We start from the raw sequence: 10,946 nt of genomic DNA, 5'->3' as shown, positions 1-10,946 counted from the left end.
CCCGCCATCCGTCCGTGGCGGGCGCCCGGGCCTGGTGCTAGAGTGGGCTTCCGTGTCTTGTCGACCGGAAGGCGCCCGAACCTTCGCGAGATCCCGGCCTTCGCCGGGATCTCGAGCCGACAGGGGCACCTTCCCGGCACGAGCGGCGGGGGCGTTTCCCATTCGGGAGGGATCGAGCTTGGTTCAACCGCCGACATCCGGCCCTATCGATGTGGCCACCTCGATCGATGGGGAAGGCGAAGGCGTCTGGATCGACGTCATCCGCAAGATGGACGAGACCTATGCCGATCTCGTCGCGCAGCAGGTCGAGCTGGAGCGCAAGAACGCCGAACTCGAGGAGGCGCAGGCCTTCATCGCCGGGGTGATGGCGGCGATGACCGATGTCCTCGTCGTCGGCGACACGGCGGGCCGCATCGTCGAGGTGAACGCGGCGGCCGAGCGCGCCCTGGGCCGGGCCACGGGGCAACTGGCGGGCACCCCGCTGGCCGGCATTTTCGACGAAGCCTCGCAAGCCGCCCTCGGCCGTCTGGTCGCCGCCGCCCGTCGGCGCGAGCGGGTTTCCGACCTCGAACTCGTGCTGCGCGGGGCGGACGGGGCCTTTCCGGTCTCGGTCAATTCCTCGATCCGCTACACGCCGCGCGGGCGCTCGGCCGGGCTGGTGCTGGTCGGCCGGCCGACGGGGGAACTGCGCCGGGCCTACGGCGATCTGGCCGCCGCTCACGAGCGCCTGAAGGAGACCCAGCAGCAGCTGGTTCATTCCGAGAAGATGGCCTCCCTCGGCCGGCTCGTCGCCGGGGTCGCCCACGAGTTGAACAATCCGATTTCCTTCGTCTATGGCAATGCCCATGCCCTGCGCCGCCAGGCCGACCGGCTGACCGCCTATATCCGCGCCCTCGACGCCGGCAAGCCGGCGGCGGAAGCCCGGGCCGCCAACCGTGTGGACAAGGCCCTGGCCGACCTGCCGAGCACGATCGACGGTCTCGCCGAAGGGGCGGAGCGGGTGCGCGACATCGTCGCCGAACTGCGCCGCTTCGCCGCCACCGACAAGGCGCCGGCCGATCTCTTCGATCTCGGCGCCGTGCTTCATGCCGCCGTCACCTGGGTCGCGCGGGCGCAGATGCCGGACCTCGAGGTGAGCTTCGACCTGCCGGTGGACTTCCGGGCCTTCGGCCTGTCGGCTCACAGCCATCAGGTGGTGATGAACCTGGTGCAGAATGCGATCGATGCCATGGCCGATGCCCCGCCGCCCCACCGGCTGGTGATTTCCGGCCGGATCGAGGGCGGTCAGGCGGTGGTGGACATCCGCGACAGTGGCCCCGGCATCGCCACCGACGTGCTGTCCCGCATCTTCGATCCCTTCTTCACGACGAAGCCGGTGGGCAAGGGCACCGGCCTTGGCCTCGCCATCAGCGACCGTATCGTCAGCGATCAGGGCGGCTCGCTGTCCGCCGCCAATCACCCGGAAGGCGGCGCCGTCTTCACCCTGCGCCTGCCCGCCGATGGCGGAAGGCCCGCGCCATGAACCTGCTCTGGCTGCAATCGGGCGGCTGCGGCGGCTGCACCATGTCCATGCTCTGCGCCGAGGCGCCGGATCTTCTGGCGACCCTCGACTGCGCGGGGATCGAGCTGCTGTGGCACCCCACGCTTTCCGAGGAAACGGGGGGCGAGGTCGTCGACCTGCTCCGGGCCATTCTCGACGGGCGCCGCACGCTGGACGTCCTTTGCGTCGAAGGCTCGATCCTGCTGGGGCCGAATGGCACCGGTCGCTTCCACATGATGGCGGGCACCGGCCGGCCGATGATGGATTGGGTGCGCGACCTCGCCGCCCACGCCCGCCATGTCGTCGCGGTCGGCACCTGCGCGGCCTTCGGCGGCATAACCGCGGCGGGCGCCAATCCGGCGGATGCCTGCGGCCTGCAGTATGACGGACGCGAGAAGGGCGGTCTGCTCGGGCCCGAATTCCTGGCGCGGGGCGGCTTGCCGGTGATCAATGTCGCCGGCTGCCCGACCCATCCCAACTGGGTGACGGAAGCCCTGATGCTGCTGGCGGACGAGGGGCTGGCCGCCGCCGATCTCGACCAGTATCAGCGGCCGCGCTTCTATGCCGATCACCTCGTCCATCACGGCTGCCCGCGCAACGAATACTATGAATACAAGGCCAGCGCCCACCAGCCCTCGGACCTCGGCTGCATGATGGAACACATGGGGTGTCTCGGAACCCAGGCCCATGCCGACTGCAATACCCGGCTGTGGAACGGCGAGGGGTCCTGTACCAGGGGCGGTTACGCCTGCATCAACTGCACCGCGCCCGAATTCGAGGAGCCGGGCCACGCCTATCTGGAGACGCCGAAATTCGCCGGCATCCCGATCGGCCTGCCGACCGACATGCCCAAGGCCTGGTTCGTCGCCCTCTCGTCCCTCGCCAAGGCGGCGACGCCCGACCGGGTGCGGCGCAACGCCGCCGCCGATCGCATCCTGGTGCCCCCCACCGTCCATGAAAAACGCAAACGCTAGGGTCCGCCTTGAGTGAAACCGAAAGCCCCGGCCGGCTGATCGTCGGCCCGTTCAACCGGGTGGAGGGCGACCTCGAGGTCCAGCTCGAGCTCGGGGCCGGCCAAGTGACGTCGGCGCGGGTGAATTCCCCGCTGTTCCGGGGCTTCGAGCGTATCCTCGAAGGGCGCGGCCCGCTCGACGCGCTGGTGATCGTGCCCCGGATCTGCGGGATCTGTTCGGTCTCGCAGTCCATGGCCGCGGTCTCGGCGCTGGAAGCCCTGGCCGGCGCGGCGCCACCGCCCAATGCCGTCATCGCCCGCGAGATCATGCGCGCGGTCGAGAACCTGGGCGATCACCTGACCCATTTCCATGTCTTCTTCATGCCGGATTTCGCCCGCGCCGCCTATGCCGGCCGGCCCTGGTTCCCGCTGGTGGAGGAGCGCTTCAAGGCCGCCGCCGGCAGCGCCGTGCGCGAGGCGGTGGCGGCCCGCGCCGGCCTGTTCCATGTCTTCGGCATCATGGGCGGCAAATGGCCCCACACGCTGACGATCCAGCCGGGCGGTGTCGCCCGCGCCCTCGATGCCCGCGACAAGGTCCGGCTCGGCGCCATCATCACCGCCTTCCGGCATTATCTGGAGCGCAGCCTGTTCGGCGCCCCGCTCGAAGCCGTGCTGGCCCTGTCGGATCTCGAAGCGCTGGACGCCTGGCGGGCGCGGGGACCGGCGGGCAATTTCCGCCTGTTCCTCGAAATCGCCCATGATCTCGGCCTGCGGGGCCTGGGCCGGGCCTTCGACCGTTTCCTCTCCTATGGCGCGGGGCCGGGGGCCGGGGCCGGCACCTGGCGGGACGGGGCCGGCGGCGACCTCGACTTCGGGCGTATCGCCGAGGATCACAGTTTCGCGCGCATGACCGGGCGCGACCGGCGGCACCATCCCTTCGACGGCTCGACCGAGCCCGATGGCGCGGACGAGGCGGGCTATTCCTGGTGCAAGGCGCCCCGCCTCGGCGGCCTGCCGTTCGAGACCGGGGCCATCGCCCGGCGGCTGGTGGCCGGCGATCCGCTGGTCGAGGCCCTGGCCCTGCGGGACGGCGGCAATGTCGAGAGCCGGGTGATCGCCCGCCTGCTGGAGCTGGCGCGGGAGGTGGAGCGGATCGGTAGCCTCGTCCGCCAGCTCGAGGTGAAGGGCGACTGGCATGTCGAGACCCGCCTGCCGGACGAGGGCCGCGCCCTCGGCGTGACCGAGGCCGCGCGCGGCGCTCTCGGCCATTGGCTGCGGGTCGAGGGCGGGCGCATCGCCGCCTATCAGATCATCGCGCCCACCACCTGGAATTTCTCGCCGCGCGACAGCGACGGCGTGCCCGGTCCTTTGGAGAAGGCGCTGGAAGGCACGCCGGTCGCCGATGGCGAGCGGGTGCCGGCCGCGGTCCAGCATGTCGTGCGTTCCTTCGATCCCTGCATGGTCTGCACCGTCCACTGATCGGAAAAGCGGAAAGACACTTGCCACGTCATGGGTATTCGCCCTTGCCAGTCCCCGGTGAGGCGATGACCTGAAAGGGGCGGAAATCCTCGCCTTGCCTGTTTGGCCCGGCTCTTGCCTAGGGAGAGTCAGCCAATAACAGGGAGGCCGCCGTCCATGGCAAGGCTGGAGACATTCTACGAGGTGATGCGCCGCCAGGGCATCACCCGCCGTTCATTCCTGAAATATTGCTCGCTGACGGCGGCGGCGCTCGGCCTCGGCCCTGAATTCGCGCCCCGCATCGCGCATGCCATGGAAACCAAGCCGCGCACCCCGGTGCTGTGGCTCCACGGCCTCGAATGCACCTGCTGCTCCGAGAGTTTCATCCGCTCCGCCCATCCGCTGGCGAAGGATGTCGTGCTCTCGATGATCTCTCTCGATTATGACGACACGCTGATGGCCTCCGCCGGTCATCAGGCCGAAGCCATCCTCGACGAGATCATTCGGGATTACAAAGGCAACTACATCCTCGCGGTCGAGGGCAATCCGCCCCTGAACGAGGACGGGATGTATTGCATCATCGGCGGCAAGCCCTTCGTCGATCAGCTGCGCTATGTCGCCGAACATTCCAAGGCGATCATTTCCTGGGGCTCCTGCGCCTCCTTCGGTTGCGTCCAGGCGGCGCGGCCTAATCCGACACGGGCGACGCCGGTGCATCAGGTGATCACCAACAAGCCCATCATCAAGGTGCCGGGCTGCCCGCCCATCGCCGAGGTGATGACGGCGGTCGTCACCTACATGCTGACCTTCGACCGCATCCCCGAGCTGGACCGCCAGGGCCGGCCCAAGATGTTCTACAGCCAGCGCATCCACGACAAATGCTATCGCCGGCCGCATTTCGACGCCGGCCAGTTCGTCGAGCATTTCGACGACGAGGGCGCCCGCAAGGGTTACTGCCTCTACAAGATGGGCTGCAAGGGCCCGACCACCTATAACGCCTGCTCCACCATCCGCTGGAACGAGGGCACCTCCTTCCCGATCCAGGCCGGCCATGGCTGCATCGGCTGCTCGGAAGACGGTTTCTGGGACAAGGGCTCGTGGTACGCCCGCCTGACCGACATTCCGCAATTCGGCATCGAGGCCAACGCCGACAAGATCGGCCTGACCGTCGCCGGCGCCGCCGGTGCCGCGATCGCCGCCCATACCGCCGTCAGCGCCCTCAAGCGCGCCCAGCACAAGGGTGAATGATCATGGGTATCATCCAGACCCCCAACGGCTTTTCCCTCGACAACAGCGGCCGCCGCGTCGTCGTCGATCCGGTCACCCGCATCGAAGGCCACATGCGCTGCGAGGTGAATCTCGACGAGAACAACGTGATCCGCAACGCGGTCTCGACGGGGACCATGTGGCGCGGCCTCGAAGTCATCCTGAAGGGCCGCGATCCGCGTGACGCCTGGGCTTTCGTCGAGCGGATCTGCGGTGTCTGCACCGGTTGCCATGCCCTGACCTCGGTCCGCGCGGTCGAGGATGCCCTCGGCATCAAGATCCCGAAGAATGCCCACCTGATCCGCGAGATCATGGCGAAGACGCTGCAGTGGCACGACCACGTCGTCCACTTCTACCATCTGCACGCGCTCGACTGGGTGAACCCGGTGAACGCGCTGAAGGCGGATCCCAAGGCGACCTCCGAGCTGCAGCAGATGGCGGGGCCGAACCATCCGAATTCCAGCCCCGGCTATTTCCGCGACGTGCAGAACCGCCTGAAGAAATTCGTCGAAAGCGGCCAGCTCGGCATCTTCAAGAACGGCTATTGGGGCAATCCCGCCTACAAGCTGCCGCCCGAGGCCGACCTGATGGCGGTCACCCATTATCTGGAAGCCCTCGACCTCCAGAAGGAGATCGTGAAGATCCACACGATCCTGGGCGGCAAGAACCCGCATCCCAACTACATGGTCGGTGGCGTGCCCTGCGCCATCAACATGGAAGGCGACATGTCGGCCGGCGCGCCCCTGAACATGGAGCGGCTGAACTTCATCCGCGCCCGCATCCAGGAAGCCCATGAATTCTCGAAGAACGTCTATATCCCCGACGTGATCGCGATCGCCAGCTTCTACAAGGGCTGGCTCTATGGCGGCGGCCTGTCGGCGACCAACGTCATGGATTACGGCGACTATGAGTCGGTGCTGGGCGACAAGAGCACGGACCGGCTGCCGGGCGGCGTCATCCTGAACGGCAATTGGGACGAGATCCATCCCATCGACCCGCGCGATCCGACCCACGTCCAGGAATTCGTCACCCATTCCTGGTACACCTATGGCGACGACAGCAAGGGCCTGCACCCCTGGGACGGCGTGACCGAGCCGAAATACGAACTCGGCCCCAACGCCAAGGGCACCCGCACCCGGATCGAGGAGCTGGACGAAGGCGCCAAATATTCCTGGATCAAGGCGCCCCGCTGGAAGGGCCATGCCTGCGAGGTCGGGCCGCTGTCGCGTTACATCCTCGCCTATGCCCATGGCGTGACCTATGTGAAGGATCAGGTTACCGATGCCCTCGGCCGCTTCAACGCGCTCGCGGGGACCAGCCTCACCGCGAAGCAGGCGCTGCCCTCGACCATCGGCCGCACCCTCGCCCGCGCGCTCGAGGCCCATTACTGCGCCGACATGATGCTGAACGACTGGGACGACCTGATCGCCAACATCAAGGCGGGCGATTTCGCCACCGCCAATGTCGAGAAATGGGACCCCAGGACCTGGCCGTCGGAAGCCAAGGGCGTCGGCACGGTCGCCGCGCCGCGCGGCGGCCTCGGCCACTGGATCAGGATCAAGGACGGCCGGATCGAGAATTACCAATGCGTGGTGCCGACCACCTGGAACGGCAGCCCGCGCGATCCCGCCGGCAACATCGGCGCCTTCGAGGCCTCGCTGATGAACACGCCGATGGAAAAGCCGGACGAGCCGGTCGAGATCCTGCGCACGCTGCACAGTTTCGATCCCTGCCTCGCCTGTTCGACCCACGTCATGTCGCCGGACGGGGAAGAACTGGCAAGGGTGCAGGTCCGCTGAGCGCCGACGGGGGAGGAGACAGACCATGAGCGTCCATGAAAGGGTGCCGCCGACCAAGATCACGGCGATCTATGTCTATGAGGCGCCGGTGCGCCTGTGGCACTGGGTCAATGCCGCCGCGATCCTGGTGCTCTGCGTCACCGGCTATTTCATCGGCTCGCCCCTGCCGACCCTGAGCGGCGAGGCGAGCGACCATTTCCTGATGGGTTACATCCGATTCGCCCATTTCACCGCCGCCTATGTCTTCGCCATCGGCTTCCTGGTGCGGATCTGGTGGGCCTTCGTCGGCAATGAACACGCCCGGCAGCTCTTCCGCTTCCCGTTCTGGAGCGGGGCCTATTGGGACGGGTTGCTGCAGGAAGCGCGCTGGTACGCCTTCCTCGAACGCCGGCCGCGGAAATATGTCGGCCATAATCCGCTGGCCCAGTTCGCCATGTTCTGGTTCATGACCGTGGGCACGCTGTTCATGATCGTGACCGGCTTCGCCCTCTACAGCGAAGGCGCGGGTCCCGGCTCCTGGCAGGACAGCCTGTTCGGCTGGGTGATCCCCCTGTTCGGCCAGAGCATGGATGTCCATACCTGGCATCACATGGGCATGTGGGCGATCATCCTGTTCGTCATGCTGCACGTCTATGCCGCGATCCGGGAAGACATCATGTCCCGCCAGTCCATGGTCTCGACCATGATTTCGGGCGTCCGCACCTTCAAGGACGACGACCCGGACTGACGGCGCCGCAACGCCTGACTGGAAGGATGATTTCCGATTTTTCGGCCATATCGGAAACCATCCTTCCAGTTTGCTTCGCCTGTGATCAGATTTTCCCCGCCGAACTGCGGCTTTCCGTCGCTGGCACGCTTTCTGCAATTCCCTCCAGCACCGCCCGCTCGAAGGGCAAGGGTGACGGGAAGATCGCCCGAACAGGGAAGGGAAGACGATGCAGTCGGCTGACAGGATCCTGGTCCTGGGGATCGGCAATATCCTCTGGGCCGATGAAGGTTTCGGCGTCCGCGTCGTCGAGGCGCTGGACCGCGATTTCGCGCTGCCCGCGCCTGTCGGCGTGATGGATGGCGGCACCCAGGGCCTCTATCTCCTGCCCCATATCGAAAATCTCGACGCGCTGATCATCGTCGACGCCATCGACTACGGCCTCGCGCCCGGCAGCTTCCGCATCTTGCGCGGGGCGGATGTGCCGGCCTTCCTCGGCGCCCACAAGATGAGCCTGCATCAGACCGGCTTTCAGGACGTGCTGGCGACGGCGCAACTGCTGGACCGCTGCCCGCGCGACCTCGTGCTGATCGGCGTGCAGCCCGCCGTGCTCGACGATTACGGCGGCGGCCTGACCGATGTCGTCGCCGCCCGGGTACAGGAAGCGGTCGACGCGGTGCTGGCCGAATTGCGCGACCGCCACGGTATCGAGGCCCGGCGCCGCGACGCGGCCCAGGGTGGCCTGATCGATCCCCGTCTGTCGCGCGAAGCCTATGAAAACGGGCGGCCCAGCGCCGAGATGGCCTGCCGCATCGGCGATCCCCGCGTGCTCGGCTTCGGTCTTTAGATCATGTGCATCGCGACGCCGATGCGGCTGGACCATGTCGACGGCATCCACGGCCTTGCCGGGGCCGAGACGATCGACCTGTCGCTGGCACCGCAAGCCGCGGCCGGCGACTGGGTGCTGGTCTTTCTCGGTGTCGCCCGCCGCGTCCTCGACGAGGCGGAGGCGGCGCGGATCCTCGCCGCCCTCGACGGTCTCGCCGCCGTGATGCGGGGCCGGGATGCCGACCTCGATCATCTTTTCGCCGATCTCGCCGGGCGCGAGCCCCAATTGCCCCCCCACCTCGAAGCGGCGCGCGCCGCCGGACGGAAGGAAGCCTGAGCCATGGCCGAAGCTGCCGCCTTGCCCCCCCTCGTGACCCGCCTCACGGCCGAATTCGGCTATCCGTTGCTGGCACAGGAAGACGCCGGCCTGCCCGCCCTGAAGGGCGGCGACTGGCTGATCTTCCTGCCGGGCCACGGCCAGGCCCATGCCGAAACCCTCGACGTCGCGGTGATCCTGCCGGAACTGGTGACCGTGTTCGGCGGCCGGGTGAAGGCGGCGGTCGCCGGGCCGGAGCTCGAAAAGGTCCTGCGCCGCCAGCTCGACGGCATCGCCCTGCCGGCGCTGGTCGCCGTGCGCGGCCACGAGTTGCTCGGCTCCGTTTCCCGCGTCCGCGACTGGCACGATTACATCGCGACCATCCGCGCCCTGTTCGACGTCAAGCGCGCGACCACGGCCGGCACCGCCGCCATTCAGTGAGGGCAGCACCATGAGCCGCAATCTGATCGGCCTGACCCGGCCGCCCGTCGGCTACGGCCCCGGCAGCCAGCCGGCGGAGGACGAGGAAGGTCTCGCCTATCTGCCCATGCCCAAGGACATGCAGGTCTATGCCCCGCATGTGCCCGAGGTCGAGGACCCGGCGGCGATCCTGATCGGCCTCGACCGGCTGGACAGGCTGCACGAGGGGCTGGCGCGCCATGTGGCGGATGCGCCCTTCTCGATTACACTCGATGACCTGTCCGGCCCCGACCGCGACATCATCGACGAGGCGCTGGGCGAGGGCGAGGTCTCGGCCCTGGTGATCGGTCCGGACGAGCGGATCGAGATTCAGGAGGCGACACTGGCCGGGGTCTGGCGCCTGCGCCTTCACGGGCGCGGCGGTCGCCAGTCCGAGCGGGTCGAGATCGGCGCCTTCCCTCGCGTCGCGATCGAGCGGGCCTTTCCGCCTGCGCGCCGCGACATCGCCGCGCGGATCGCGGCCGCGCCGCCGGGGGTGATCAATGCCCCCTCGATCCTGGCCGAACTCGATTACCGCAGCCGGGCGTGGGAGCCGGGGGCGCCGAGCCATGTCATCAACCTGTCCCTGCTGCCGCATTCGCCCGAAGACATGGCTTTCCTCGACGAGGTGCTGGGCCAGGGCGCGACCACCATCCTGTCGCGCGGCTATGGCAATTGCCGGCTGAGCTCGACCGCGCTGACCCATGTCTGGCGGGTGCGCTTCTACAATTCGGTCGACACGCTGATCCTCGACACGATCGAGGTGACCGGCCTGCCCGAGGTCGCCTGCGCCGCGATCGAGGATATCGCCGACAGCGCCGAGCGGCTGGGCGACATCATCGCCGCCATCCGCTGAAAGGGGACCCGAGATGACCGCGCTTCGCTTCGAAGGCTCCTACCTCGGCGATGCCGCGCGGCTGCCGCCGCGGGCGCGCCTGGAATGCAAGATCTGCTGGCATGTCTATGACCCGGCCGAGGGCTGCGCGGTCTGGCAGGTGCCGGCGGGCACGCCCTTCACCGCCCTGCCGCCCGAATGGCGCTGCCCGGTCTGCGACGGCGAGCGCGACCAGTTCATGCTGCTCGACGATGGCGAAGCGGTGGTCGATAGCCTCGACGCCAGGGCGAGAGCCCGCGTGCCGGCGCTGGAGGAGACCTTCCGCGCCATCGCGGCGAGGGACATGGCCGGCGTTCCCGTCGTCAACGACAGGCTGGGCGTGAAGGCGGTCGGCTTCCGGCATTGGGACGGCCAGGCGCTGGGGGTGCTGGTCACGCCCTGGTTCATGAATCTGGTGCTGCTGCCGCTGGACGTCGCGGCCGAGGCGCCGGTGGTCGGAACCAAGCGGCTGGTCGAGTTTCCCTCCGGCCGCTACGAATTCGTCCAGGGCTTCGATGCGCGGCTGGGGCCGTGGGAAGGCTGTTCGCTGTTCTCGCCCATGTTCGAATTCCGCGCCATGATCGAGGCGGTCGATGTCGCCGAGGCGGTGATGACCGCGCTGTTCGATCCCGATATCCGCGAAGGCGGCGCCCCCACCGCCGAGATCCGCCAGCGCCGCGAGGCGGAACTGGCGGCGGCGGAAGAGGCGGTCGCGGCGGATCCCGCGCCTTCGCCCGAGCTTCCGGCC

11 protein-coding genes are annotated in these 10,946 nt (G+C 68.0%); all 11 read left to right on the top strand.

Annotated elements, in window-relative coordinates; genetic code table 11:
• The first annotated feature begins 178 nt into the window (after positions 1-178).
• Positions 179-1,522 (top strand): sensor histidine kinase, encoded by a 1,344-nt coding sequence (locus WAZ62_RS19415; RefSeq protein ID WP_422645183.1) that lies wholly within the window; start codon positions 179-181, stop codon positions 1,520-1,522.
• Complete coding sequence (locus WAZ62_RS19410) at positions 1,519-2,514, top strand: HupU protein (RefSeq protein ID WP_422645182.1); 996 nt, start codon at positions 1,519-1,521, stop codon at positions 2,512-2,514. Before WAZ62_RS19415 ends, WAZ62_RS19410 begins: the two co-directional genes overlap by 4 nt.
• 8 nt (positions 2,515-2,522) lie before the next feature.
• Positions 2,523-3,971, top strand: coding sequence for a nickel-dependent hydrogenase large subunit (locus WAZ62_RS19405; protein WP_422645181.1), 1,449 nt, complete (start codon positions 2,523-2,525; stop codon positions 3,969-3,971).
• Positions 3,972-4,127: 156 nt separating this feature from the next.
• The gene (locus WAZ62_RS19400) at positions 4,128-5,198 is read left to right on the top strand and encodes a hydrogenase small subunit (protein ID WP_422645180.1); all 1,071 of its coding nucleotides are present in this window, start codon (positions 4,128-4,130) and stop codon (positions 5,196-5,198) included.
• Between the two features lie 2 nt (positions 5,199-5,200).
• Positions 5,201-7,015, top strand: a complete 1,815-nt coding sequence (locus WAZ62_RS19395) for a nickel-dependent hydrogenase large subunit (RefSeq protein WP_422645179.1) — start codon at positions 5,201-5,203, stop codon at positions 7,013-7,015.
• 25 nt (positions 7,016-7,040) lie between these two features.
• On the top strand, positions 7,041-7,742 hold the full coding sequence (cybH, locus tag WAZ62_RS19390; RefSeq protein WP_422645178.1) for a Ni/Fe-hydrogenase, b-type cytochrome subunit: 702 nt from the start codon (positions 7,041-7,043) through the stop codon (positions 7,740-7,742).
• A gap of 208 nt (positions 7,743-7,950) precedes the next feature.
• Positions 7,951-8,568, top strand: a complete 618-nt coding sequence (locus tag WAZ62_RS19385) for a HyaD/HybD family hydrogenase maturation endopeptidase (RefSeq protein WP_422645177.1) — start codon at positions 7,951-7,953, stop codon at positions 8,566-8,568.
• Positions 8,569-8,571: 3 nt separating this feature from the next.
• Complete coding sequence (locus tag WAZ62_RS19380; protein WP_422645175.1) at positions 8,572-8,886, top strand: HypC/HybG/HupF family hydrogenase formation chaperone; 315 nt, start codon at positions 8,572-8,574, stop codon at positions 8,884-8,886.
• A 3-nt stretch (positions 8,887-8,889) separates the two neighbouring features.
• On the top strand, positions 8,890-9,306 hold the full coding sequence (locus WAZ62_RS19375; RefSeq protein ID WP_422645174.1) for a hydrogenase: 417 nt from the start codon (positions 8,890-8,892) through the stop codon (positions 9,304-9,306).
• A 10-nt stretch (positions 9,307-9,316) separates the two neighbouring features.
• Entirely contained in the window at positions 9,317-10,180 is an 864-nt protein-coding gene (locus WAZ62_RS19370; protein ID WP_422645173.1) for a hydrogenase expression/formation protein, read from the top strand.
• Between the two features lie 13 nt (positions 10,181-10,193).
• Positions 10,194-10,946, top strand: a 753-nt coding sequence (locus WAZ62_RS19365; RefSeq protein ID WP_422645172.1) for a [NiFe]-hydrogenase assembly chaperone HybE, incomplete at its 3' end; no start/stop codon positions are given.

The sequence above is a fragment of the Zavarzinia sp. genome (assembly GCF_049306435.1).
Classification (GTDB): domain Bacteria; phylum Pseudomonadota; class Alphaproteobacteria; order Zavarziniales; family Zavarziniaceae; genus Zavarzinia.
The sequence above is the reverse complement of the archived record's forward strand: the minus strand, read 5'-3'. Positions and strand labels throughout refer to the sequence as shown.

Excerpts from the sequence above, each read along its gene's own strand:
- WAZ62_RS19410 (WP_422645182.1), top strand. The coding sequence starts at position 1,519 with ATGAACCTGCTCTGGCTGCAATCGGGCGGCTGCGGCGGCTGCACCATG.
- WAZ62_RS19400 (WP_422645180.1), top strand. The coding sequence starts at position 4,128 with ATGGCAAGGCTGGAGACATTCTACGAGGTGATGCGCCGCCAGGGCATC.
- WAZ62_RS19395 (WP_422645179.1), top strand. The coding sequence starts at position 5,201 with ATGGGTATCATCCAGACCCCCAACGGCTTTTCCCTCGACAACAGCGGC.
- cybH (WP_422645178.1), top strand. The coding sequence starts at position 7,041 with ATGAGCGTCCATGAAAGGGTGCCGCCGACCAAGATCACGGCGATCTAT.
- WAZ62_RS19385 (WP_422645177.1), top strand. The coding sequence starts at position 7,951 with ATGCAGTCGGCTGACAGGATCCTGGTCCTGGGGATCGGCAATATCCTC.
- WAZ62_RS19380 (WP_422645175.1), top strand. The coding sequence starts at position 8,572 with ATGTGCATCGCGACGCCGATGCGGCTGGACCATGTCGACGGCATCCAC.
- WAZ62_RS19375 (WP_422645174.1), top strand. The coding sequence starts at position 8,890 with ATGGCCGAAGCTGCCGCCTTGCCCCCCCTCGTGACCCGCCTCACGGCC.
- WAZ62_RS19370 (WP_422645173.1), top strand. The coding sequence starts at position 9,317 with ATGAGCCGCAATCTGATCGGCCTGACCCGGCCGCCCGTCGGCTACGGC.